The sequence below is a fragment of the Streptomyces sp. Y2F8-2 genome (assembly GCF_014905555.1).
Taxonomy (GTDB): Bacteria; Actinomycetota; Actinomycetes; order Streptomycetales; family Streptomycetaceae; genus Streptomyces; species Streptomyces cynarae.
Window position 1 is genome coordinate 956106 of the sequence record NZ_BNGS01000001.1, and the last position, 24488, is coordinate 980593.

Consider the following 24488-nt stretch of genomic DNA (forward strand, 5'->3'; position numbering starts at 1 on the left):
GACTTCGCCCCTCTGCTGTCCCGCCCGGACTCCCCCACCGGAGGACCCACATGCGCTCGCACCTGCTCAATGACCTCACCGCGGAGCACTACCGCCGCTCCGTGACCGAAGGAGTGGAGCGGGTGGCCGACCGACTCGCCACCACCGACCGTCCGTTCACCGGCGCCACGGTCGACGCCCTCGCCCCCCGCATCGACGGGATCGACCTGGACCGCCCGCTGCACGACACCACCGCGGCCCTGGACGAGCTGGAGGAGCTCTACCTCCGCGACGCGGTCTACTTCCACCACCCCCGCTACCTCGCCCACCTCAACTGCCCGGTCGTCATCCCGGCCGTGCTCGGCGAGGCCGTCCTGTCCGCCGTCAACTCCTCCCTCGACACCTGGGACCAGTCGGCGGGCGGCACCCTGATCGAGCGCAGGCTCATCGACTGGACCGCCGAGCGGATCGGCCTCGGCCCGGCCGCCGACGGCGTGTTCACCTCCGGCGGCACCCAGTCCAACCTCCAGGCGCTGCTGCTGGCCCGTGAAGAGGCCAAGCCGTGGCGGGCAGGATGGGAAGCATCGGACACGCTCGCCAGGCTGCGCATCCTCACCTCCGAGGTCAGCCACTTCAGCGTCAGGAAGTCCGCGAAACTCCTCGGCCTCGGCCCCGAGTCCGTCGTCGCCGTCCCCGTCGGCCACGACCGGCGCATGCAGACCGTCGCCCTCGCCCACGAGCTGGAGCGCTGCACCCGGGACGGTCTGATCCCGATGGCCGTCGTCGCCACCGCCGGCACCACCGACTTCGGCTCCATCGACCCGCTGCCCGAGATCGCCGGGCTGTGCGCCCAGTACGGCACCTGGATGCACGTGGACGCGGCCTACGGCTGCGGACTGCTGGTCTCGCCCCGCCGCCGCGGCCTCCTCGACGGCATCGAACGCGCCGACTCGGTCACCGTCGACTACCACAAGTCCTTCTTCCAGCCGGTGAGTTCGTCGGCCGTCCTGGTCCGCGACGCCGCCACGCTGCGGCACGCCACCTACCACGCGGAGTACCTCAACCCGCGCAGCGCGGTGCGGGAGCGCATCCCCAACCAGGTCGACAAGTCCCTGCAGACCACCCGCCGCTTCGACGCCCTCAAGCTGTGGATGACGCTGCGCGTGATGGGCGCCGACGGCATCGGACAGCTCTTCGACGAGGTCTGCGACCTGGCGGCCGAGGGCTGGAAGCTGCTCGCCGCCGACCCGCGCTACGACGTCGTCGTCGAACCGCAGCTGTCCACGCTCGTCTTCCGCTACATCCCCTCCGCCGTCACCGACCCGGCCGGCATCGACCGCGCCAACCTGTACGCCCGCAAGGCCCTCTTCGCCTCCGGTGACGCGGTCGTCGCGGGCACCAAGGTCGCGGGCCGCCACTACCTGAAGTTCACCCTGCTCAACCCCGAGACCACGGTGGACGACATCGCCGCCGTCCTCGATCTGATCGCCGGCCACGCCGAGCAGTACCTGGGAGAGTCCCTTGACCGCGCGTCCTGAAGCCACCGGGAAGACGTACGACTTCGTGGGGATCGGGCTCGGCCCCTTCAACCTCGGCCTCGCCTGCCTCACCGAGCCGATCGACGGCCTCGACGGTGTCTTCCTGGAGGCGAAGCCCACCTTCGAGTGGCACTCGGGGATGTTCCTGGAGGGCAGCCACCTCCAGACCCCGTTCCTCTCGGACCTGGTCACCCTGGCCGACCCGACCTCCCCGTACTCCTTCCTCAACTACCTGAAGGAGCGGGGCAGGCTGTACTCGTTCTACATCCGCGAGAACTTCTACCCCCTGCGCGTCGAGTACGACGACTACTGCCGCTGGGCCGCCGGGAAACTCGCCGGCGTCCGCTTCAACACGACGGTCACCGAGGTGACGTACGCGGACCAGGACGAGGTGTACGTCGTACGGACGCAGGACGGGGACACCTACCGCGCCCGTCATCTGGTCCTCGGCACCGGCACCCCTCCCCACATCCCGGAGCCCTGCCGCGGTCTGGGCGGCGACGTCATCCACAACTCCCGCTATCTGGAGCACAGGCACCGGCTCCAGACCAAGGAGTCGATCACCCTGGTCGGCAGCGGCCAGTCCGCCGCGGAGATCTACCGCGACCTGCTCGGAGAGATCGACGTCCACGGCTACCGGCTGAACTGGGTGACCCGCTCCCCGCGCTTCTTCCCCCTCGAGTACACCAAGCTCACGCTGGAGATGACCTCCCCCGAGTACATCGACTACTTCCACGCGCTGCCCGAGCGGACCCGCTACCGCCTCACGGAGCAGCAGAAGGGCCTGTTCAAGGGCATCGACAGCGATCTGATCGACGAGATCTTCGACCTGCTGTACCAGAAGAACCTCGACGGCCCGGTCCCGACCCGCCTGCTCACCAACTCGACGCTGACGAGGGCCGCCTACGAGGACGGCACCTACACCCTCACCTTCCGCCAGGAGGAGCAGGAGAAGGACTACGAGCTGCGCTCCCAGGGCCTGATCCTCGCCACCGGATACAAGTACGTCGAACCCGAGTTCCTGGGGCCCGTCCGCGACCGTCTGCGCTACGACCGGCACGGCAACTTCGACGTGGCCCGCAACTACGCGATCGACGTCACCGGCCGGGGCGTGTTCCTGCAGAACGCCGGCGTCCACACCCACTCGATCACCTCACCCGACCTGGGGATGGGCGCCTACCGGAACGCGTACATCATCCGGGAGCTGCTCGGCAGCGAGTACTACCCCGTCGAGAAGACCATCGCCTTCCAGGAGTTCGCGGTATGAGCACCGTCGACATCGGCACCTTCACCCTCCGCCCCGTCGACCCGCGCCGGGACGCCGAACTGCTGCACGCCTGGGTCACGCACCCCAAGGCGGCCTTCTGGATGATGCAGGACGCCACGGTCGGCGACGTGGAGCACGCCTACCGGGAGATCGCGGCCGACGAGCACCACCACGCGCTCCTCGGGCTGCACGACGGCGCGCCCGCCTTCCTGATGGAGAGGTACGACCCGGCCCACCGTGAGCTGGTCGGGCTGTACGAGCCGGAACCGGGCGACGTCGGCATGCACTTCCTGGTGGCGCCGACCGACACGCCCGTGCACGGGTTCACCCGGGCCGTCATCACCGCCGTGATGCGGCACCTGTTCGAGGACTCCGCCACCCGGCGGGTCGTCGTCGAGCCCGATGTGCGCAACACGGCCGTGCACGCCCTCAATGAGGCGGTCGGGTTCGTGCCCGAACGAGAGATCGAAAAGCCGGAGAAGAAGGCCCTGTTGAGTTTCTGCACCCGTGAGCGGTTCGAGAAGGCGGTGGCGGCATGACCCTCGCCGACGCCGTGGCCCATCTGTCCCCCGAGCGCTGGGAGAAGGCGGGCCGCCTCCTGATCCGCAAGGCGCTCGCCGAGTTCGCCCATGAGCGGCTGATCACCCCCGAGCGGGAGGAGGACGGCCGGTACCTCGTCCGCAGCGACGACGGGCTCACCCGCTACCGCTTCACGGCCACCCTGCACGCCCTCGACCACTGGCAGGTCGACGGGGACTCGATCACCCGTCACCGCGACGGAGACGAACTCCCGCTCGCCGCGCTCGACTTCTTCATCGAGTTCAGGCGGTCGCTGGGCCTGAGCGACGACATCCTGCCCGTCTATCTGGAGGAGATCTCCTCCACCGTCGCCGGCATCTGCTACAAGCTCGCCAAGCCGCAGATCCCGTCGGCGGAGCTGGCCCGCTCCGGTTTCCAGGCGATCGAGACCGGGATGACGGAGGGCCACCCCTGCTTCGTCGCCAACAACGGGCGACTCGGCTTCGGCATCCACGAGTACCTGTCGTACGCGCCCGAGGCCGCGAGCCCGGTGCGGCTGGTGTGGCTGGCGGCGCACCGCTCGCGGGCGGCGTTCACGGCGGGGGCCGGTCTCGAGTACGAGTCGTTCGTCCGGCAGGAGCTGGGCGCCGGGACCGTCGAGCGGTTCCACGGCGTCCTGCGCGACCAGGGCCTGGACCCGGCCGACTACCTCCTCATACCCGTCCACCCCTGGCAGTGGTGGAACAAGCTCAGCGTCACCTTCGCCGCCGAGGTCGCCCGCCGGAACCTGGTGTGCCTCGGCGAGGGCGACGACGAGTACCTGGCGCAGCAGTCCATACGGACCTTCTTCAACACCTCGCACCCGGAGAAGCACTACGTCAAGACGGCCCTGTCCGTGCTCAACATGGGTTTCATGCGGGGGCTGTCGGCCGCGTACATGGAGGCCACCCCGGCGATCAACGACTGGCTGGCACAGCTGATCGAGAACGACCCGGTGCTGAAGTCGACGGGCCTGACGATCATCCGGGAGCGCGCGGCCGTCGGCTACCGCCACCTGGAGTACGAGGCCGCCACCGACCGCTACTCCCCGTACCGGAAGATGCTCGCGGCGCTGTGGCGGGAGAGCCCGGTGTCCTCGCTCCAGGACGGCGAGACACTGGCCACCATGGCGTCCCTCGCCCATGTCGACCACGAGGGCGCGTCCTTCGCGGGGGCGCTGATCGAGCGCTCGGGGCTCCCGCCGAAGGAGTGGCTGCGGCACTATCTGCGGGCCTACCTCACCCCGCTGCTGCACAGTTTCTACGCCTACGACCTGGTGTTCATGCCGCACGGCGAGAACGTCGTCCTCGTCCTGAAGGACGGCGTCGTACAGCGCGCGATCTTCAAGGACATAGCGGAGGAGATCGCGGTCATGGACCCGGAGGCGGTGCTGCCGCCGGAGGTGGCGCGGATCCGCGTGGAGGTCCCGGAGGACAAGAAGCTCCTGTCGGTCTTCACGGACGTCTTCGACTGCTTCCTCCGCTTCGTCGCGGCGCACCTCGCCACCGAGGGCATCCTCGAGGAAGAGGACTTCTGGCGGACGGTCGCGGAGGTCGCCCACGAGTACCAGGACGCGAACCCGCAGCTCGCCGAGAGGTTCCGCCAGTACGACCTGTTCGCCCCGGAGTTCGCCCTGTCGTGTCTCAACCGGCTGCAACTGCGGAACAACAAGCAGATGGTGGACCTGGCGGACCCGTCGGGGGCGCTGCAACTGGCCGGGACCCTCAGGAACCCGATCGCGGGCCTGTAGTCCGCGGTCGCAGACGGCGGGCACCCCGGTGTACGGTCCACCGGGGTGCCCGTCACGCTTCGGCTGCCGAGCTCCGGACCCGATGGGTACAGACCACTCCCTCGCGGACGGGGTGGAACAATCCCCGGCATGGCGGAAATCATCCAGAAGGACGGTACGTGGAGTTTCGACGGTGACGCCTTACGGCTGACCCCGGGTCGCGACAAGAGCGTCGGGCTGTTCCGTCGCACGTTGGGTGAACTGACCGTTCCGCTTGAGGCGTTGGCGGGGATCTCGTTCGAGCAGGGGAAGAAGGCCGGACGGCTCAGGCTGAGGCTGCGCGACGGCGCCTGTCCCCTGCTGCAGGCGACCGGCCGCAGGCTGAGGGACTCCGACGACCCGTACCAGCTGACCGTCGAGTCCGACCGCTACGGCGTCGCCGAGTACGTGGCGGACGAGGTGCGGGACGCGCTGATGTCGGCACAGGTGCCCACCGAGCCGGTCGACCGCTATCTGCTGCCCGGCCCTTCCGTCCCGCTGTCCGTGTCGGCCGGGGACGGCACGGCGAGCTTCGACGGCGAGCGGGTACGCCTGGAGTGGAACTGGAAGACGGAGGACGCGAAGCAGGCCGCGGGCGCGCGCACCCTGCCGGTCGCCGACATCACCGCCGTGGAGTGGCAGCCGGCGGCCGGTCTGGAGAACGGTTGCCTCCGCTTCACCGTGCGCGGGGCCGCGACCAAGGCACCGCCGAAGTACGACCCCAACTCGGTCGAGCTGTGGGGCTTCAGGAAGGACGCGCTGATGGCGCTCGTCGCGGCGGCCGTCCAGGCCCGGCTGCCGCACCCGGCGACGCCCGTGGACGCCGTACCTCTGCTGAAGGAGCTGTCCGCGCCCGCGCGGGGTGCCGCGGAGAACGAGCACGACGCCCTGTTGCGACGGCTGCGGGAGCTGGGCGAGCTGCACCGCGAAGGGGTGCTCACCGACGAGGAGTTCGCGATGGCGAAACAGGCGGTCCTCAAAAGGATGTGAGGACCGCCTGCCGTGAGGATCGGCTACTTGGCCCGGCGTGCCACCGTGAAGTGGTCGATGCGGTCACCGGTCTCGGCGATGCCCGAGACCTTCAGCTTGGCGTAGTGGCCGCGCGGCGCGGGCTCGACGTCCACGCGCAGGAACGAGTAGTTGAGGTAGCGCACCCGGGACCAGGCGACGGTCTCGTTGACCTTGCCGTCCTTGGTGTTGATGAAGGAGGCGACGGAGTCGACCTCGTTCAGGTGCCCCTCGTAGGAGTCCGGCGCGGTGAACGCGTACAGGCTGCGGCCGGCCGCGCCCGCCGTCACGTAGACGACGCCCTCGGTCTCGGGGTAGGCCGTCTCGCCGATCGGCAGCTTCTTGGCGACCTTGTCGCCCTTGATGACGTCGGTGCGCTCGTACTGGTGGTTGTGGCCGTTGATGACCAGGTCCACCGTGTACTTCTCGAACAGCGGCACCCACTCCTGTCGCACGCCCCCCTCCGAGGCGTGCGCCGTGGAGGTGCAGTACGCGCAGTGGTGGAAGAACACGATGATGAAGTCGACGTCCTTCGAAGCGCGGTACTTCTTCAGCTGCGCCTCGAACCAGGTGGTCTGGGTGCCGCCGGAGATGCCGAGGTTGGCCGGGATCTCGAAGGAGACGTCGTTCGGGTCCAGCGAGATGATCGCCGTGTTGCCGTAGACGAAGGAGTAGACGCCCGGCAGGTTCTTCTTGTCCGGCCCGTTGTCGGGGAGCGTGAAGCGGGCTTCCTCGCCGCCGTAGCCGTTGGGCGAGTACCAGGCCTCCATGTCGTGGTTGCCGTAGGAGACCATCCACGGCACGGACTTGGCGACCGACTCGGTCTGGGCGAGGAACTGGTCCCACACCCGCGAGTCGAAGCCGGTGTCGGCGGTCTTGCCGGCGCCGGACGGGTCGGCGTAGGCGATGTCGCCGGCGTGCAGGTGGAAGACCGGGTCCTGGCCGAGGATCAGACTGTCGTTGGCCAGGCCGTGGTAGCTGACGCCCTGGTCGCCGAAGGCCGTGAAGGTGAACGGCTCCTTGTGCGCGGGCGCGGTGGTGAAGGTGCCGAGGGTGCCCAACAGATGGCGCTCGGCCGGGTCGAAGCCCTCGTGGCCGACGCCGTAGTAGTACGTCCTGCCGGGGCGCAGGTGGGTCAGCTTGGCGTGCAGGTAGTACTGGGTGTGGTTGCCGCTCGCGCCGACGCCCGCCGGGGTGTGGAGGGTGCGGACCTCGGCGGGGATCCTGCGGGACAGGTCCCAGGGATGGGCGCCGATCCGGATGAACGGGTTCTTCACGGCGACCGGGACCTGCCAGGAGACGGTGATCTCGGTGCGCGGGTCGTTGCCGAAGGCGAGGTGGCGGCCGAAGGGGGCGACGAGGGCGCCGTCGACGCTCTCGACGGCGGGGGCGGTGCTCTGGGTCGGAACGGCGGCCTGGGCGGTGGCACCCGGTACGAATGCGCCACCCGCGACGGCGCCCAGGGTGACGGCTCCGCCTCTGATCATCGTGCGCCGGGAGAATCTCGCGCGCAGGTACTCGTGCTGCTCCGCCATGCTCATGCGGGCCGCGAGCTTCTCCGGTACTCCCATACGAGGTATGTCCATGTGGCCAGAACTTCCTCCACATAATCAACGTGGCGCAGGACACAGGATGGACAGCCGTCGAACGGGACCCCATAAGAACTTCAACAGGCATCTGCCCGAAATCGGGCATGATTCTTGCGATTCCGGCGCTCATACCTCAGGATCTACCGGGTGCACGACGAACTTGTTGATCACCTGACGCGGACGACGCCCCTGAGCCGGGGCGAGGCGCTGCGTGTGGTCCAGGACGTGCTCGCCTACTTCGACGAGACGACCGAGGAGTTCGTCCGTCGCCGCCACCGCGAACTCCAGGCCCACGGACTGGTGAACGCGTCGATCTTCGAACGGATCGATGCGGACCTGAAGTATCGCGCGGTGGCACCGCCCGAGCTCACGCTCCGGCAACTGCGGCGCATCGTCTACGGCTGAGTCCACGACTTCGAGGACTGAGCCACCGGATGACCGCCCCATCCAGACGGGGTCAAAAGGGACTTAAGGAAACATATGTGCGGAATCGTCGGATACATCGGTAAGCGCGATGTGGCCCCGCTCCTGCTGGAGGGTCTGCAGCGGCTGGAGTACCGCGGCTACGACTCGGCGGGCATCGTCATCACCTCGCCGAAGTCGGCGGGCCTGAGGATGGTCAAGGCCAAGGGCCGGGTCCGCGACCTGGAGGCCAAGGTCCCCGCGCGCTTCAAGGGCACCACCGGCATCGCCCACACCCGCTGGGCCACCCACGGCGCCCCCTCCGACGTCAACGCGCACCCGCACCTGTCGGCCGACAACAAGGTCGCCGTCGTCCACAACGGCATCATCGACAACGCCGCCGAGCTGAGGAAGAAGCTGGAGGCGGACGGCGTCGAGTTCCTCTCCGAGACCGACACCGAGGTCCTCACCCACCTCATCGCCCGCTCCCAGGCCGAGTCGCTGGAGGAGAAGGTCCGCCAGGCGCTGCGGCTGGTGGAGGGCACGTACGGCATCGCCGTGATGCACGCCGACTTCCCGGACCGGATCGTGGTGGCCCGCAACGGCTCCCCCGTCGTGCTCGGCATCGGCGAGAAGGAGATGTTCGTCGCCTCCGACGTCGCCGCCCTCGTCGCCCACACCCGCCAGATAGTGACGCTGGACGACGGCGAGATGGCGACGCTGAAGGCCGACGACTTCCGCACCTACACCACCGAGGGCACCCGTACGACGGCCGAGCCGACCACCGTGGAGTGGGAGGCCGAGTCGTACGACATGGGCGGCCACGACACCTACATGCACAAGGAGATCCACGAGCAGGCCGACGCCGTGGACCGAGTGCTGCGCGGCCGCATCGACGACCGGTTCTCCACCGTGCACCTGGGCGGCCTGAACCTGGACGCCCGCGAGGCGCGGCAGATCCGCCGCGTGAAGATCCTCGGCTGCGGCACCTCGTACCACGCGGGCATGATCGGTGCCCAGATGATCGAGGAGCTGGCCCGCATCCCGGCCGACGCCGAGCCGGCGTCGGAGTTCCGCTACCGCAACGCCGTCGTGGACCCCGACACGCTGTACGTGGCGGTGTCGCAGTCCGGTGAGACCTACGACGTGCTGGCGGCCGTGCAGGAGCTCAGGCGCAAGGGCGCACGGGTCTTCGGCGTCGTCAACGTGGTCGGCTCGGCGATCGCACGGGAGTCGGACGCCGGGATCTACGTCCACGCGGGGCCCGAGGTGTGCGTGGTGTCCACCAAGTGCTTCACGAACACGACGGTGGCGTTCGCGCTGCTGGCACTGCACCTGGGCCGCACCCGCGACCTGTCCGTCCGCGACGGCAAGCGGATCATCGAGGGCCTGCGGAAGCTGCCCGAGCAGATCTCCGAGATCCTGAAGCAGGAGGAGGAGATCAAGAAGCTGGCGGAGGAGTTCGCGGACGCCCGTTCGATGCTGTTCATCGGGCGCGTGCGCGGCTACCCGGTGGCCCGTGAGGCCTCGCTGAAGCTGAAGGAGGTCTCCTACATCCACGCCGAGGCCTACCCGGCCTCCGAGCTGAAGCACGGTCCGCTGGCGCTGATCGAGCCGGCCCTGCCGACGGTCGCGATCGTGCCGGACGACGACCTGCTGGAGAAGAACCGCGCGGCCATGGAGGAGATCAAGGCCCGCAGCGGCAAGATCCTCGCGGTGGCGCACCAGGAGCAGGAGAAGGCCGACCACACCATCGTGGTGCCGAAGAACGAGGACGAGCTGGACCCGATCCTGATGGGCATTCCGCTGCAACTCCTCGCCTACCACACGGCGTTGGCGCTGGGCCGGGACATCGACAAGCCGCGGAACCTGGCGAAGTCCGTGACGGTGGAGTAGTCGCGACCGACTCCCTGCCGGCCGGCTCCCCGTCGGCCGGCTCGCCGTCGACCGGCTGCCCGTCGGCCAACCACCTGGGGGCCGACCGCCTCTAGCCAGGCCGGACCTGAGCGTCAGCAACCCCCTGTGTGCCACCACCACAGGGGGTTGCTCTTTCAGGGGCCGGGGCCGCCCTCCCCCAAGTTCTCGACTTCGCTCGAACAGGGGGGACCCCCATCCCGGCCCGGTCGCTGCCTCAGCCGGCGGCCGTCACTCCCCGGCCGGCAGCGCGTCGCGGAAGGGTGGTGGGCCAGTGGGCGAGGGCCGCGGTCGCCGCGTACCAGGCCACCGCTCCCGCCGCCACGGCGAACCAGCCGCCGGCCTTGCCGAGCGCGTCGTTGCCGGCGAGGCGGCCGATGGCGAGCAGCAGCAGCGAGAGGAAGAACAGCCCGTAGGTGCCCTGGTCGAGCAGGCCGCCGGACGCTCCGAGCGCCAGGCTCAGGGTGACCAGGGCGAACAGCAGGAGGAAGAGTCCGGCGGCGTGGTCGGACATCTGGTTGCCGGCCGTGACGGCCCAGGTGAACCACAGGGCGCCGAGCGCCGAGAAGGCGGTGCCCGTGGCGGTGTCACGGTCGCGGAAGGCGAGCAGGCCGACGAGGAACAGGGCCACGCCGCCTACATAGTGGGCCAGTGACACGGCGTCGGCCGTCGTCACGCCGTCGATGACCTTGGTGGATCCGAGCCCGAAGGCCAGCAGCGTGACGCCGAGCGCCAGCCGGCCGACGATGGTGGTGGTGCCTCCCGCAGAGACGTCGTTGTCCACGGCGGGCTCCCTTCTTGTCCTGCGTGTACGGTGCGCGGTGACCGATATATGCCCTTCACAAGGGCACAAACACCTCCGCGCGCAAAGAATTCCAGGGGAAACGGAAAGGGAGTTCGCGCTACCCACGGCGCATCTCACCTGGGCCAACGGGGAGTTGCGGAATCACAACGGTGGAGGTGCGAGCCGGGGGCGCGCGGTGGCTGTAAATCGCGCCCCGCAAGGGGGCGCGGTTGAACGGCGCGCGCAACCACGCGCGCCCCGCAGTCGTCGCATACAACCCGCCCGGGTACCCCGGTGGTCGAACCAGGGGCCCGCGCGGAGCGACAACTCAGGGAATGACGATCACCGGGCGCTGGGCGCGCTTGGCGAGACGGCCGGCGACCGAGCCGAAGATGCGGCCGACGATGCCGTGCGTGGAGCCGACCACGATCGCGTCCGCCTCGTACTCCCGGCCCACCTCTTCGAGTTCGTGGCAGATGTCGCCGCCGCGCTCGACCAGGATCCAGGGGACGTCCGCGAGATGATCCGCGCAGGCCAGCTCCAGACCCAGGACCTCCGTACGGTGGTCCGGTACGTCCACGAAGACCGGCGGCTCGCAGCCCGCCCACACCGTGGTGGGCAGCCGGTTGGCGACGTGGACGATGATCAGGCCCGAACCCGAGCGGTACGCCATGCCGATCGCGTACGCGAGGGCGCGCTCACTGGAGGTGGAGCCGTCGAAGCCGACGACAACGCCGTGCTTGAACGCGGGATCGCACGAAGGGCGTGCCTCTTCCGCCGCCAGGGGATCGGTCGCCGTCGGGTCGGCGACCGGCCGCTTGCGGTCCGCGGGTTCGGAGAATTCGTGACCGGCCATGGCTGTCTCGGCGATGTGATCCTTTGTCGGGGACGACGGTGTGCGGCGGAGCTGTGTCCGGGAATCGTCTTCCCGTCCCCATACCCCCAAGGGTACGGCGGCACGCCTCCTTAGCCCAGATCCCGCACAGGCTGCACGGGGTTCCAGGGAGCATGCACGAGGGAACGCCCGTAACGCAATGGTTGCTGCCCCGTACAGGCGGTTTGCACGGCCTTCCCTCACACACCGGAGCGGACCGCGGACCACGGACGCGGCAGTGACCGACCGGCCGGGTCCGCGTTGAATCCGGTGACCCACCCCCGGAGGGAGCACGCCGTGCCCGGACCCCGCCCCCCCGCGCAGAGGCGCACCGTGCCCGGACCCCGCACCGCCGCGCAGAAGCGCCCCGCGCCCGACACCGTGAGCGATGTGACCCGCTGGGCGGGCTTCTGCTGCGGCGTGGTCCCCGTCGTCCTCGTCTGGTGCGGCACCTCGCTCGCCGGCGCCATCAGCACCGCCCTCGGTCTGGGGGCCGTCACCCTCGCGTGCGGCACGCTGCTCCGGCAGTCGCAGCGGGGTGCCGCACGCCTGCGGGCCGAGGAGATCGCCCCGCACCGAGGACGCCACAGCCGGACCGGAACGGGGGCGCACAGAGGCGGACGTCACAGTGGTGGAAACACTCCGGTCGACTGACCGGTTTCCGCGCACGCGCCCGTATCTTTTCAGCCAACTTCTCAATCTCGTGCATCACACCGGGGAACGGCCCCCCACCCCCCGTTCCACCTGCGCTGAAAGGGTCCCGAAGGGCGCGCGCACCCTACGGGGATTGGCCACCGGGACGAGGCGCACTTCCCTGCACGCTCCACGAGTGCAACCCTTCGTGATCGAATGCTTCACGCCAAGTTGCCATGTCGACAATGTGCCGGATGGTGAACTGGTCACGCCGGCACCGCGCGACACAGTAGATTCGATCATGACTGTCTACGGCGGGGGACTCGTGCAGGACCGAGGGGAAACGTGCAGGAGCGACACAACCGAGGAGCCGCGACCACCGAGGGGGGCTTAGCAGGATGAGCCATGACTCAACTGCCGCGCCGGACGCCGCGGCCCGGAAGCTGTCCGGGCGACGCCGCAAGGAGATCGTCGCGGTGCTGCTGTTCAGCGGCGGCCCCATCTTCGAGAGTTCCATTCCGCTTTCGGTGTTCGGGATTGACCGCCAGGACGCCGGAGTGCCGCGCTACCGCCTGCTGGTGGCGGCCGGCGAGGAAGGCCCGCTGCGGACCACAGGGGGCCTGGAACTGACCGCACCATACGGGCTGGAGGCGATCTCGCGGGCGGGCACCGTCGTGGTGCCGGCCTGGCGGTCGATCACCTCTCCACCACCGGGGGAGGCGCTCGAGGCGCTGCGCCGGGCGCACGAGGAGGGCGCCCGCATCGTGGGGCTGTGCACCGGCGCCTTCGTGCTGGCCGCCGCAGGGCTGCTGGACGGGCGGCCGGCCACCACGCACTGGATGTACGCACCGACGCTGGCCAAGCGCTATCCGTCGGTGCACGTCGACCCGCGCGAGCTGTTCGTGGACGACGGGGACGTCCTGACGTCGGCCGGTACGGCGGCCGGCATCGACCTGTGCCTCCACATCGTGCGCACGGACCACGGCAACGAGGCGGCGGGCGCGCTCGCCCGGCGCCTGGTGGTCCCGCCGCGCCGCAGCGGAGGCCAGGAGCGCTATCTCGACCGGTCTTTACCCGAGGAGATCGGCGCCGACCCGCTCGCGGAGGTCGTCGCCTGGGCGCTGGAACACCTCCACGAACAGTTCGACGTGGAGACGCTGGCGGCGCGCGCGTACATGAGCCGGCGGACCTTCGACCGGCGCTTCCGCTCGCTCACCGGCAGCGCGCCGCTGCAGTGGCTGATCACCCAGCGGGTGCTGCAGGCGCAGCGGCTGCTCGAGACCTCCGACTACTCGGTCGACGAGGTCGCCGGGCGCTGCGGCTTCCGCTCGCCGGTCGCGCTGCGCGGCCACTTCCGGCGCCAGCTCGGCTCGTCGCCCGCCGCCTACCGGGCCGCGTACCGGGCGCGCCGCCCGCAGAGCGACCGGCAGGCGGACGCCGAGAGCGCCGGCGGCCCGCCCGCGCCACAGGCCGCGCCCGAGTCCGCCCAGCTCCCGATGCAGACCCGCCGGACGGCTGCGACGAACGGGATCGGACCCTCGGCGCCCCTGTCCACGGACCACCCGGGCAAGCACGTGCCCGAGCTGTACGCCGCGGGCCGCCCGAGCGTGCCGGGGCAGCGCAGCGCGCCGTAGCACCACCGCCGTGCCGGCGCACCGGCGTGCGCCGGCCCACCGGCGAGGACGGGCGGGACCGGAGGTCGTAGGACCCCCGGTCCCGCCCGTCGCCGTATCCGCCCGTGCACAGGTCACATGCACGGGCGGTCCGCATGCCACGCCCGGGCCATAAGGTGGGACACATGAACGATCGCATGGTGTGGATCGACTGCGAGATGACCGGCCTCTCGCTGTCCGACGACGCGCTCATCGAGGTGGCAGCGCTGGTCACCGACTCCGAGCTGAACGTACTCGGCGAGGGGGTGGACATCGTGATCCGGCCGCCGGACGCGGCACTGGAGACGATGCCGGAGGTGGTGCGTCAGATGCACACCGCCTCGGGACTGCTCGACGAGCTGGCGGCCGGCACGACGCTCGCCGACGCCGAGGAGCAGGTCCTGACCTACGTACGGGAGTGGGTCAAGGAACCGGGCAAGGCCCCCCTGTGCGGCAACTCCGTCGGCACGGACCGCGGCTTCCTTTCCCGCGACATGCCGACGCTGGAGGACTACCTGCACTACCGGATCGTGGACGTCAGCTCGATCAAGGAGCTGGCCCGGCGCTGGTACCCGCGGGCCTACTTCAACAGTCCGGAGAAGAACGGCAACCACCGGGCGCTGGCCGACATCCGCGAGTCGATCGCGGAGCTGCGCTACTACCGGGAGGCGATCTTCGTACCGCAGCCGGGCCCCGACTCCGACACGGCGCGCGCGATCGCGGCCAAGCACGTGCTGCCCGCTCGGTAGCGGCCCGGCGGGGCCCGACGGGGCGCCACGCCCGACGCACGGGGAAACGCTGGCGCGAGCACCCCTTCGGACCCTGTACACTTTTTCTCGGCCGGTGGGGGAAACCACTGCGAAAACACCGGTCATGGTGGGTGTAGCTCAGCTGGTAGAGCACCTGGTTGTGGTCCAGGATGTCGCGGGTTCGAGTCCCGTCACTCACCCTTCGTAGTCAGCCGGTGGCCTGTGGGAGCAGGTCACCGGCTGAACTGCTTTTCAGGCTCCTCCTTTCAATATGGCTCTTCTTCGAGGGCGCCCGTCGCCGCCTGAAGGACACGGTGCCGGCTGAGCAGGTCGGTGCTGTCGGCCCACTGGTCCACGCCTCCGACCAGGGGCAGACCGCGAAGATCGGGGTCCGTGACCGTGCGGGCCAGGGCCTGTGCGAAGCGCTCGGCGCGCAGGACGAGGAACGGGCGTGCGTGGTAGGGGCGGGGCCTCGGATCCACCGGGGTGGTCAGTCCGGAGGCGTTCTGCAGGGAAGCGACCGCTTCGTACGCGTCGCACAGGTGCCCTTCCCGGGTCGGGTGGTCCGTCGCCGCCAGCGCACCGCGCAGCGACGGAGTGAGCGACGCGGCCACCGGCAGCCGGCCGAACGCGCTGCCGAGCCATTTGCCGTAGGGGGCGTACCGGCGCTCCAGCAGCAGGCACAGCCGCATCAGGTCCCGTACGAGGCGGGCGGCCGTGACGGCGGAGCCGACGTCGTCGCCGACCTCCGCGCAGCGTCCCACGAACGCCTCTTCCCGCGAGATGCGCTGCCACTGGCACGCCAGCAGGTACCGCCACACCTGCTCCGGGTACCAGGCCAGCCGCCGCCGCGCGGCGGTGAGGGTGCCGAGCCCGTCGTGGAACACCGCGCCGCCGGTGGTCTCGGCGAGCCGCTGCTGGGGCATCGCCAGCCATGCGCGCACGCTCGGCTCCGGGCCGGCCGCGCGCAGCCCGAGCCGCTCTGCCAGCCAGCCTTCGACGTCGTGCACGTCGACACGGTGGTTGACCGGCCCGTCGGTCGGCCGCATGCGTCCGACCGGGTCCAGCGGGTCGTCGCTCTCCTGGAAGTGGGTGGGCCAGCCGCGCAGCTGCTTCGGCAGCCGTTCGGCCAGCAGGCGGCGGATGTCGTCGCCGTGCCGGGCCCGGTCCCCGGCCGTGAGGAAGAGCTCCAACCGGGGTCCCCACTCGTGATCCGCCGAGCGGGGTGTGTCAAAACCCAGTACCTCGGAACCGCTGCCGATCCGCGCCGCCGCGTACCGGAGTCCCGGGAAGGCCTCGCGGAGGAGCGGCCCCACGGCCTCCTCGTACAGGATCGCGGACAGCTTCAGGCCGGGCATGAACCGGGCTTCGGAGGTCGCCATGGCCTCACTGTGCTGGGCCCGCCGCCGCCGGGGCCACCGGTTATCCGCGAGGGAGCGCCACCGGAGGCTGCGTCACAGGCCCGGTCGGACGCACCGTCAGGCGTTCAGCTCCGTCCTGTCGCCCATCACCACGACCGGGTGCTGCCTCGGATCGAGGGTGCGCAGCAGGTACCGCATCGCCGACTCGGACACGCTCACGCACGCCGATGTGCCGCTGCCGTGGTCCATGTGCAGCCAGATGTCGCCGCCCTTCGGCCGGCCCAGGGGCCGGGTCGGGGCACGCCCCCACCGCAACTGCCCGTACCGCACCGCGTTTTCGCCCGTCCCGTGGTCGCAGTCCGTCCGGGGCCGGTGGGCACGGCCTCTCACACGACCCCCGAGTACTCCAACAGCGGCGCGATCGCCTGGGCGTCCGCCCCCTGGCCCACCCACAGTCCGATGAGGAAGGCCGCTGTCGCCTCCAGCAGGGCCGCCCGCTCCAGCCCTCCGCCGTCCAGCGGCCGGCAGCCGAGGTCGTGCACCAGGCGGCGTACCGTCTCCAGGGCCGAGGCGTCGTCGCCGCACAGCGGAACCGCCAGGGGACGGCCGTCGAAGACGGGCGGGGTCAGCCGCCACACGCTCTCATGGCACAGGTTGAACGCCTTGACCACGTGTGCGCCGGGGGCGGCTGCGGCGATGCGCTCGGCGGCCGAGGGACCGCCCCCGGTCTCCAGGAGGAAGCCCGGGCCGACCGGGTTGGTGCAGTCGATCAGCGTCCGGCCCGCCAGGGTGTCGGACAGGCCGGACACCACGTCGGCGGCCACCGCGTACGGCACCGCCAGCAGCACCGCGTCCTCACCGTGCTCGACAACGTCGCGCAGGCTTCCCGCCCGTCCGCCGATCCTTCCGGCCAGGGCTGCCGAGCGGCCCCTGTCCCGCCCGCCCACCAGTACGTCGTGGCCGACCCGTGCCCACTGGCCGCCCAGGGCGTCCGCCATGGCGCCGGTGCCGGCGATCCCGATCCTCATCGTCCCCACTCCCCGTGTCGTTGGTCCTGTTCCCGTATTCGGAACGACAGTAGGAAGCTGTTCGGGCACCATTCGGTAAGTGACCGTCGACCAGGGCTTCATCGCCGACTGCCGCGCCCGGCTCGCCTTCGACCTGCTGGCCAACACCTGGAACCCCGTGGTGATCTGGGCGCTGCGCGAGGGCCCCGAGCGCCCCGGCCGGCTGCGCGAGCGGATCGGCGGCATCAGTCCCAAGGTGCTCACCGAGACCCTGCGCCGACTGGAGTTCAACGGGCTGGTCGAGCGCCGCGCCCGCCCGGGCGCCCCACCCCGCGTCGACTACGGGCTCACGGAACTGGGGCGGAGCCTGCTGCCGCCGATCGAGGCGTTCGGCGCCTGGGCGTTCGAGCACGGCGACGAGGTGATGGCGGCGCAGGAGCGCGGGGAACCGGTGACGGCCCCCCGCGACGTGCGCCGCGGCCGGCCGGCCGCGGCCCGCACGCACGGGCCGGCCCTCACGCCCGGCCGCCCCGTCGAGTGAAAAGACGCAGAGAGGGCCCCACCGAGTGCTCAGCCCCGAACCGATCCGCACCGCCCGCCTGGACCTGCTGCCCCTGCGCGTCGACCACGCCGAGGAGATGGCCGAGACCCTGGCCGACCCGCGGCTGCACACGTACACCGGCGGCGTGCCGCACTCCCCGGCCGCCCTGCGCGCACGCTACGAACGGCTGGTCTCCGGCTCCCCCGACCCGGCCGTCTCCTGGTGCAACTGGGTGCTGTTCCAGCGCGGGGAGTCCCGTCTCGTGGGCACGGTGCAGGCTACGGTCACCGACCGCGCCACGGAGATCGCGTGGGTCGTCGGAACGCCTTGGCAGGGCCAGGGGCTGGCCACGGAGGCGGCCCGGGGACTGGTCGACTGGCTCGGGCAGCAGCACGTCACCACGGTCGTCGCGCACATCCACCCGGCCCACCGGGCCTCGCAGTCCGTGGCGGCGGCGACCGGGCTGGCACCGACGGACCGGCGCCAGGACGGAGAGGTCAGGTGGGAGCTGTCGCTGCCGGGCTGACACGCACGCCGCGCAGGGGCGCGCGCGTGGCCGCCCGCTACGGGCGCGTCAGGACGAGTCCCGCGCCACCAGTTCCGTGGGCAGCACGACCTGCCTCCGGTCCAGGGTCCGGGAGGCCACCGGGCGGCGGTCCGCTATCTCGTCCAGGAGCAGGCCGATCATCGCCCGGCCCATCTCCTCGATCGGCTGGCGCACGCTCGTCAGCGGCGGGTCCATGTGGCGGGCGATCGCCGAGTCGTCGTACCCCACGAGCGCCACGTCGTCCGGGATGCGGCGCCCCGCCTCCCGCAGCACCTGGCGCGCGCCCGCCGCCATCACGTCCGACTCCGCGAACACCGCGTCCAGGTCCGGGCGGCGGGCCAGCAGTTCCGTCATGGCGCGCCGGCCGCCCTCCTCGGTGAAGTCACCGGGCAGGATCAGGGCCTCGTCCACCGCACGGCCCGCCTCCCTGAGCGCGTCCCGGTAGCCTTCGATGCGCCGCTGGGCGCCGTAGACGTCGAGGCGGCCGGTGATCGTGGCGATGCGGGCGCGGCCGCGGGCGATCAGGTGCTCCACCGCCGAGCGACCGCCGCCGTAGTTGTCCGAGTCCACCGACGGCAGGGTCTCCGAGGCCGAGCGGGGACCGCTGATCACCGCCGGGATCTCCAGCTGGGCGAGCAGGTCGGGCAGCGGGTCGTCCGCGTGGACGGAGACCAGCAGGACGCCGTCCACCCGGTGCGCCGCCAGGTACTGCGCCAGCCTGCGCCGCTCCCGGTCGTTGCCCGCGAAGATCAGCAGCAGCTGCATCTCGGTGTCCGACAGCGCGGCCCCGACTCCCGTCACCATGTCCGAGAAGTACGGCTCCGCGAAGAACCGCGTCTCCGGCTCGGGGACGACGAGCGCGATCGCGTCCGTGCGGTTCGCGGCCAGCGCCCGGGCCGCGGTGTTCGGCACGTATCCCAGCTCCGCGACCGCCGCCTCGACGGCCGCGCGCGTCGCGTCGCTCACCCGGGGCGAGCCGTTGATCACCCGGGAGACCGTGCCGCGGCCCACGCCGGCCCGTGCGGCGACCTCCTCAAGTGTCGGCCGCCGGCCACTCCGGCCCCGCGTTCCGTGGCCTGTCATGGTCGCCTCCCGTCGCACCGCGCGTCGCGCGCCTGGCCTGGAATGTAACAGTCCCGTGCGGCTCCGCGACCGCCGCTGGCCATGGCCGCCCGGGCCCCGCGCCCGGGGGCGGCCCTTCACGGCGTTCAGTTAACGTCCCGATAACTGAACGCGTCCGGCACCGTCAGCTCCCTTGACACCCCCGCCCGGACCCACGACTCTTCAACACATCACTTGTGGGAGCGCTCCCACAGTACCTGCCCCATACACATCCCGCACGTTCCCCGCCCGAGCCGCAGCGAGAAGACACGGGCCCAGCACAGAAGTTGGCCGGGGGGTCGGCACGTCAGGGCAACTGGAGGACGACATGCGAGCACGTACCCTCCCCCACTCTCGACTTCGCTCGAGCGGGGGGACCCCCATCAGCCGCAAGGCGATAGCCCTCACAGCCGTCGCAGTGCTGGGCGCCGGGCTGCTGGCCGGCTGTGCCGACGACGGCGGAGACAAGTCCGGCTCGTCGCCGGACGGCGGTGGCAGCGGAAAGACCACGATCAGCCTCGGCCTCTTCGGCACCTTCGGCTTCAAGGAGGCAGGCCTCTACGCCGAGTACGAGAAGCTCCACCCCAACATCAAGATCACCGAGAACGTCACCGAGCGGAACGAGAACTACTACCCGGCGCTCGTCAACCACCTCACCACCGGCAGCGGTCTGCAGGACATCCAGGGCGTCGAAGTCGGCAACATAGCCGAGGTCGTCAGCACCCAGGCGGCCAAGCTCACGGACCTCTCCAAGGTTTCGGGCGTGAACAAGAGCGACTTCCTCGACTGGAAGTGGGCGCAGGCCACCACCAAGGACGGTCAGACGATCGGCCTCGGCACCGACGTCGGCCCGATGGCGGTCTGCTACCGCAAGGACCTCTTCCAGGCGGCCGGTCTGCCCACCGACCGCACCGAGGTCGGCAAGCTGTGGTCCGGCGACTGGAGCAAGCTCGTCAGCGTCGGCGAGCGGTACCAGAAGAAGGCGCCGCAGGGCACCACCTTCTGGGACTCCCCCGGCGGTCTGCTGAACGCCGTCCTCAGCAGTGAGAAGGAGAAGTTCTACGACTCCTCCGGCAAGGTCATCTACAAGACGAACCCCGCCGTCAAGGCCGCCTTCGACCTGACCGCGGACGCCGCCAAGAAGGGCCTGATCGGCGCGCAGACGCAGTTCCAGCCGACCTGGGACCAGACGATCGCCAACGTGAAGTTCGCCGCGATGGCCTGCCCGCCGTGGATGCTCGGCTACATCAAGGGCAAGTCGAAGCCGGACGCCAAGGGCAAGTGGGACGTGGCCGTCGCGCCCAGGTCCGGCAACTGGGGCGGTTCCTTCCTGACCGTGCCGAAGAACGGCAAGCACGTGAAGGAGGCCCAGGAGCTGGCCGCCTGGCTGACCGCGCCCGCGCAGCAGGCCAAGCTGTTCAGCGTCCAGGGCAGCTTCCCGAGCGCGCAGGCGGCGTACAGCTCCCCCGAGGTCACCGGCGCCAAGAACGAGATGACCGGTGACGCCCCGATCGGCACGATCTTCGCCGAGGCCGCCAAGTCCAGCCCGGTCCAGGTCATCGGCCCGAAGGACCAGATCATCCAGCAGGGTCTGACCGACAACGGCGTCATCCTCGTGACGAAGGGCAAGTCGGCCGAGGAGGCCTGGAACACGGCCACGAAGACCATCGACAACAACCTGGAGAAGTGACCGGCATGGCCACCCGGCACGACACCGCCGCGCCCCCCGCGAAGGAGGGGGGCGCGGCCCCGGGCCGCCCGCCCGCGGTACCCACGGAGGCGGAGCAGCGGCGCCGCGCACGACTCTCCCGGCGCTGGCAGCGGGATCTCCGCTGGAGCCCCTACGCGTTCGTCTCGCCCTTCTTCCTGCTCTTCATCGCCTTCGGCCTGTTCCCGCTGGTCTACACGGCCTGGGCCTCGCTGCACACGGTGGAGCTGACGGCGCCCACCGACATGGAGTGGGCGGGGCTGCGCAACTACACCCGGATCTTCGACGACGACTTCTTCTGGAACGCGGCGAAGAACACCCTGACCATCGGGATCATCTCGACCGTCCCGCAGCTTCTGATGGCGATGGGCCTGGCCCACATCCTCAACTACAAGCTGCGCGCCTCGACCTTCTACCGGGTCGTGATGCTCGCGCCGTACGCGACCTCGATCGCGGCCGCCTCACTGGTGTTCGTGCTGCTCTTCGGGCGCGATTACGGCATGATCAACTGGGCGCTGCACTTCGTCGGGATCGACGCCATCGACTGGCAGAACGAGAAGTGGCCCTCGCAGATAGCCGTCTCGTCCATCGTCATCTGGCGCTGGACTGGCTACAACGCGCTGATCTACCTGGCGGCGATGCAGGCCATCCCCCAGGACCTGTACGAGTCGGCGGCCCTGGACGGTGCCAACCGCTGGCAGCAGTTCTTCCATGTCACGCTGCCCCAGTTGCGGCCGACGATCCTGTTCACGGTCGTCGTGTCGACGATCGGCGCCAGCCAGGTCTTCGGCGAACCGCTGCTGTTCGACGCGAACAAGGGTGCGTCGGGCGGCGCCGAGCACCAGTTCCAGACGCTGGGTCTGTACCTGTACGAGCAGGGCTGGGTGAACCAGCACCTGGGCCGGGCCTCCGCCATCGCCTGGACGATGTTCCTGATCCTCATCGTGATCGGGATCGTCAACTACGTCATCTCGCGCCGGTTGCGCGCCAGCAGTTAGGAGAACCGGCCGTGACGACGACCCTGACGAAGCCCGAGGAGAAGACCCGGGAGCCCCAACGCGTACGCCGGCCCAAGGCCGCGCGCGCCGGCGGGCAGCTCCACGCCGGTCCCGTGGCGTACGCCATCCTGATCCTCTTCAGCATCGGCTCGCTGCTCCCGCTGGTGTGGACGGCGATCGCCGCCTCCCGCAACAACAACCGGCTCGCGCAGACGCCCCCGCCCTTCTGGTTCGGGTCGAACCTGTTCAACAACCTGGAGATCGCCTGGAACGACGCCAATCTGGGCAAGGCGTTCTTCAACACCACGTTCGTGGCAGGCGTCTCGGCGGCGACGATCGTCTTCCTGTCGACGATCGCCGGGTTCGCCTTCGCCAAACTGCGCTTCAAGGGCAAGGGCGCCCTGATGCTGATCGTCATCGGCACGATGATGGTCCCGCCGCAGCTGAGCGTGATCCCGCTGTACATGATGGTCGCCAAGCTGGACTGGACCGACCAGCTTCAGGCAGTGATCCTGCCGTCGCTGGTGAGCGCGTTCGGGGTGTTCTTCATGCGGCAGTACCTGATCCAGGCGCTGCCGGACGAGATCATCGAGGCCGCCCGCATGGACGGCGCGAGCAGCTGGCGCGTGGTCTGGCACGTGGTGTTCCCGGCGGCCCGCCCCGCGATGGCCGTCCTGGGCATGCTGATGTTCGTGCAGACGTGGAACGACTTCCTGTGGCCGTTCCTGGTCCTGACCCAGAACGGCAACCCGACCGTGCAGGTCGCGGTCGCGGGTCTGGGCCGCGGCTACACCCCCGACCAGTCGCTGATCATGGCGGGCGCGCTGCTCGGCACGCTGCCGCTGCTGCTGGTGTTCGCGATCTTCGGCAAGCAGATCGTGGGCGGCATCATGCAGGGCGCGGTCAAGGGCTGAGGCCCACCCGCGGTGGCCGCCCACCCGCCGCGGTCGCCCACCCGCCGTACGGGGGCCGGATCACCGCCGCTCCGGCCCCTTCCCTCCCCCTCCTCTCTCCTCCCCATCCCCCAACTCATCGGTCTTCCCGACCTCTTATGGGAGCGCTTCCATGTCTGAGTCCGCACAGTCGGCATCCCCGGTGACCTTTCCTCCCGCCTTCCTCTGGGGCGCCGCGACCTCCGCGTACCAGATCGAGGGGGCGGTGCGGGAGGACGGCCGCACCCCCTCCATCTGGGACACCTTCAGCCATACGCCGGGCAGGACGGCCGACGGCGAGACCGGTGACATCGCCGTCGACCACTACCACCGCTACCGCGAGGACGTGGCGCTGATGGCCGGGCTGGGCCTGAACGCGTACCGCTTCTCGATCTCCTGGTCGCGCGTGCAGCCCACCGGCCGGGGCCCCGCGGTCCAGCGGGGCCTGGACTTCTACCGCCGACTGGTGGACGAACTCCTCGCGCACGGCATCCGGCCGGCGATCACCCTCTACCACTGGGACCTCCCGCAGGAGCTGGAGGACGCGGGCGGCTGGCCGGAGCGGGACACGGCGTACCGGTTCGCCGAGTACGCGCGGATCGTGGGCGAGGCCCTCGGCGACCGCGTGGAGCAGTGGATCACCCTGAACGAGCCATGGTGCAGCGCGTTCCTGGGCTACGGCTCCGGGGTGCACGCCCCGGGTCGTACGGACGCGGCGGCGTCGCTGCGCGCGGCACACCATCTGAACCTGGCCCACGGCCTCGGCGCCTCGGCCCTGCGATCCGTGATGCCGACCCGCAACGCGGTGGCGGTCAGCCTCAACTCCTCCGTCGTGCGCACGGTCTCCCAGGACCCCGCGGACCTGGCGGCGGGCCGGAAGATCGACGACCTGGCCAACGGGGTCTTCCACGGCCCGATGCTGCACGGCGCGTACCCGGAGACCCTGCTCACGGCCACGTCGTCGGTCACGGACTGGTCGTACGTGCGCGACGGCGACCTGGACTCGATCCACCAGCCGCTGGACGCGCTGGGTCTGAACTACTACACGCCGACGCTGGTCTCGGCGGCCGAGGAGCAGGTGAGCGGCCCGCGTCCGGACGGTCACGGCGTCAGCGCCCACTCGCCCTGGCCGGGCGCGGACGACGTGGCCTTCCACCAGACCCCGGGCGAGCGCACCGAGATGGGCTGGACGATCGACCCGACCGGGCTGCACGAGCTGATCATGCGCTACACGCGGGAAGCGCCCGGCCTGCCGCTGTACGTGACGGAGAACGGCGCGGCCTACGACGACAAGCCGGACCCTGACGGCCGCGTCCACGACCCGGAGCGGATCGCCTACCTGCACGGGCACCTGTCGGCGGTGCGCCGGGCCATCACGGACGGCGCGGACGTGCGGGGCTACTTCCTGTGGTCCCTGATGGACAACTTCGAGTGGGCGTACGGCTACGAGAAGCGCTTCGGGGCGGTGTACGTGGACTACACGACCCTGGAGCGGACCCCGAAGTCCAGCGCGCACTGGTACGGCCGGGCGGCGCGGACCGGGGAGCTGCCGCCGCTGGAGGGCTGACCGGCGGGGGA

Annotated in this window: 22 protein-coding genes, 1 tRNA gene and 1 pseudogene; 17 read left to right on the forward strand and 7 right to left on the reverse strand. The window is 70.4% G+C overall.

The annotated features are described in order from the left end of the window. The first annotated feature begins 50 nt into the window (after nt 1-50). From desA to SY2F82_RS04295, 5 genes are all read left to right on the forward strand, one after another. Nucleotides 51-1517, forward strand: a complete 1467-nt coding sequence (gene desA / locus SY2F82_RS04275) for a lysine decarboxylase DesA (RefSeq protein WP_200417546.1) — start codon at nt 51-53, stop codon at nt 1515-1517. Beyond that, nucleotides 1501-2784 carry a lysine N(6)-hydroxylase/L-ornithine N(5)-oxygenase family protein gene (locus SY2F82_RS04280; RefSeq protein ID WP_200417547.1) on the forward strand — a complete coding sequence of 428 codons (1284 nt, stop codon included), beginning with the start codon at nt 1501-1503 and terminating at the stop codon, nt 2782-2784. The genes desA and SY2F82_RS04280 overlap by 17 nt, the downstream gene beginning before the upstream one ends. Next, nucleotides 2781-3323, forward strand: a complete 543-nt coding sequence (locus tag SY2F82_RS04285; protein ID WP_200417548.1) for a GNAT family N-acetyltransferase — start codon at nt 2781-2783, stop codon at nt 3321-3323. Before SY2F82_RS04280 ends, SY2F82_RS04285 begins: the two co-directional genes overlap by 4 nt. Further along, complete coding sequence (locus SY2F82_RS04290; protein WP_200417549.1) at nt 3320-5092, forward strand: IucA/IucC family siderophore biosynthesis protein; 1773 nt, start codon at nt 3320-3322, stop codon at nt 5090-5092. Before SY2F82_RS04285 ends, SY2F82_RS04290 begins: the two co-directional genes overlap by 4 nt. A gap of 129 nt (nt 5093-5221) precedes the next feature. Beyond that, complete coding sequence (locus tag SY2F82_RS04295; RefSeq protein ID WP_200417550.1) at nt 5222-6100, forward strand: DUF4429 domain-containing protein; 879 nt, start codon at nt 5222-5224, stop codon at nt 6098-6100. Nucleotides 6101-6123: 23 nt separating this feature from the next. On the opposite strand, the gene SY2F82_RS04300 is transcribed toward SY2F82_RS04295, so the two are convergent. Beyond that, nucleotides 6124-7689 (reverse strand): metallophosphoesterase family protein, encoded by a 1566-nt coding sequence (locus SY2F82_RS04300; protein WP_200417802.1) that lies wholly within the window; start codon nt 7687-7689, stop codon nt 6124-6126. A gap of 165 nt (nt 7690-7854) precedes the next feature. Between SY2F82_RS04300 and SY2F82_RS04305 the strand changes: the two genes are divergently transcribed. Together SY2F82_RS04305 and glmS are read left to right on the forward strand one after the other, a co-directional pair. Next, a complete protein-coding gene (locus tag SY2F82_RS04305) occupies nt 7855-8112 on the forward strand; it encodes a hypothetical protein (protein WP_200417551.1) in 258 nt (85 codons plus the stop codon). 75 nt (nt 8113-8187) lie between these two features. Continuing rightward, complete coding sequence (gene glmS, locus SY2F82_RS04310) at nt 8188-10005, forward strand: glutamine--fructose-6-phosphate transaminase (isomerizing) (protein WP_200417552.1); 1818 nt, start codon at nt 8188-8190, stop codon at nt 10003-10005. A 235-nt stretch (nt 10006-10240) separates the two neighbouring features. On the opposite strand, the gene SY2F82_RS04315 is transcribed toward glmS, so the two are convergent. Then, nucleotides 10241-10807, reverse strand: a complete 567-nt coding sequence (locus tag SY2F82_RS04315) for a GPR1/FUN34/YaaH family transporter (RefSeq protein ID WP_200417553.1) — start codon at nt 10805-10807, stop codon at nt 10241-10243. Nucleotides 10808-11135: 328 nt separating this feature from the next. Beyond that, on the reverse strand, nt 11136-11663 hold the full coding sequence (locus SY2F82_RS04320) for a universal stress protein (protein ID WP_200417554.1): 528 nt from the start codon (nt 11661-11663) through the stop codon (nt 11136-11138). 315 nt (nt 11664-11978) lie between these two features. Here SY2F82_RS04320 and SY2F82_RS04325 point away from each other — a divergent pair, with 315 nt between their 5' ends. The 4 genes from SY2F82_RS04325 to SY2F82_RS04340 all read left to right on the forward strand — a co-directional run bounded on the left by SY2F82_RS04325 (nt 11979) and on the right by SY2F82_RS04340 (nt 14915). Then, the gene (locus SY2F82_RS04325) at nt 11979-12335 is read left to right on the forward strand and encodes a hypothetical protein (RefSeq protein ID WP_374707120.1); all 357 of its coding nucleotides are present in this window, start codon (nt 11979-11981) and stop codon (nt 12333-12335) included. 377 nt (nt 12336-12712) lie between these two features. Next, on the forward strand, nt 12713-13948 hold the full coding sequence (locus SY2F82_RS04330) for a helix-turn-helix domain-containing protein (RefSeq protein WP_200417555.1): 1236 nt from the start codon (nt 12713-12715) through the stop codon (nt 13946-13948). 164 nt (nt 13949-14112) lie between these two features. After that, the gene (gene orn / locus SY2F82_RS04335; RefSeq protein ID WP_103838668.1) at nt 14113-14715 is read left to right on the forward strand and encodes an oligoribonuclease; all 603 of its coding nucleotides are present in this window, start codon (nt 14113-14115) and stop codon (nt 14713-14715) included. A gap of 127 nt (nt 14716-14842) precedes the next feature. Beyond that, a tRNA-His gene (locus tag SY2F82_RS04340) sits at nt 14843-14915 on the forward strand. 66 nt (nt 14916-14981) lie between these two features. On the opposite strand, the gene SY2F82_RS04345 is transcribed toward SY2F82_RS04340, so the two are convergent. The 3 genes and pseudogenes from SY2F82_RS04345 to SY2F82_RS04355 all read right to left on the reverse strand — a co-directional run bounded on the left by SY2F82_RS04345 (nt 14982) and on the right by SY2F82_RS04355 (nt 17104). Beyond that, a complete protein-coding gene (locus tag SY2F82_RS04345) occupies nt 14982-16097 on the reverse strand; it encodes a DUF4037 domain-containing protein (protein WP_200417556.1) in 1116 nt (371 codons plus the stop codon). Between the two features lie 96 nt (nt 16098-16193). After that, a pseudogene (locus SY2F82_RS04350) lies at nt 16194-16373 on the reverse strand (hypothetical protein); the annotation flags it as partial. An 89-nt stretch (nt 16374-16462) separates the two neighbouring features. Continuing rightward, a complete protein-coding gene (locus SY2F82_RS04355) occupies nt 16463-17104 on the reverse strand; it encodes an NADPH-dependent F420 reductase (protein ID WP_200417557.1) in 642 nt (213 codons plus the stop codon). Between the two features lie 79 nt (nt 17105-17183). On the opposite strand from SY2F82_RS04355, the gene SY2F82_RS04360 reads away from it, so the two are divergent. Continuing rightward, nucleotides 17184-17624 (forward strand): helix-turn-helix domain-containing protein, encoded by a 441-nt coding sequence (locus SY2F82_RS04360; protein WP_200417558.1) that lies wholly within the window; start codon nt 17184-17186, stop codon nt 17622-17624. Nucleotides 17625-17649: 25 nt separating this feature from the next. After that, nucleotides 17650-18150 (forward strand): GNAT family N-acetyltransferase, encoded by a 501-nt coding sequence (locus SY2F82_RS04365; protein WP_236041122.1) that lies wholly within the window; start codon nt 17650-17652, stop codon nt 18148-18150. Nucleotides 18151-18198: 48 nt separating this feature from the next. Here the strand turns inward: SY2F82_RS04365 and SY2F82_RS04370 are convergent, their stop codons facing one another. After that, nucleotides 18199-19254 (reverse strand): LacI family DNA-binding transcriptional regulator, encoded by a 1056-nt coding sequence (locus SY2F82_RS04370; RefSeq protein WP_200417559.1) that lies wholly within the window; start codon nt 19252-19254, stop codon nt 18199-18201. A gap of 346 nt (nt 19255-19600) precedes the next feature. Between SY2F82_RS04370 and SY2F82_RS04375 the strand changes: the two genes are divergently transcribed. From SY2F82_RS04375 to SY2F82_RS04390, 4 genes are all read left to right on the forward strand, one after another. Next, entirely contained in the window at nt 19601-20962 is a 1362-nt protein-coding gene (locus SY2F82_RS04375) for an ABC transporter substrate-binding protein (protein ID WP_200417560.1), read from the forward strand. Nucleotides 20963-20967: 5 nt separating this feature from the next. Then, the gene (locus SY2F82_RS04380; protein WP_200417561.1) at nt 20968-21978 is read left to right on the forward strand and encodes a carbohydrate ABC transporter permease; all 1011 of its coding nucleotides are present in this window, start codon (nt 20968-20970) and stop codon (nt 21976-21978) included. Nucleotides 21979-21989: 11 nt separating this feature from the next. Continuing rightward, nucleotides 21990-22892 carry a carbohydrate ABC transporter permease gene (locus SY2F82_RS04385; protein WP_200417562.1) on the forward strand — a complete coding sequence of 301 codons (903 nt, stop codon included), beginning with the start codon at nt 21990-21992 and terminating at the stop codon, nt 22890-22892. A gap of 151 nt (nt 22893-23043) precedes the next feature. Further along, nucleotides 23044-24477 carry a GH1 family beta-glucosidase gene (locus tag SY2F82_RS04390; protein WP_200417563.1) on the forward strand — a complete coding sequence of 478 codons (1434 nt, stop codon included), beginning with the start codon at nt 23044-23046 and terminating at the stop codon, nt 24475-24477. Nucleotides 24478-24488: the final 11 nt, after the last annotated feature.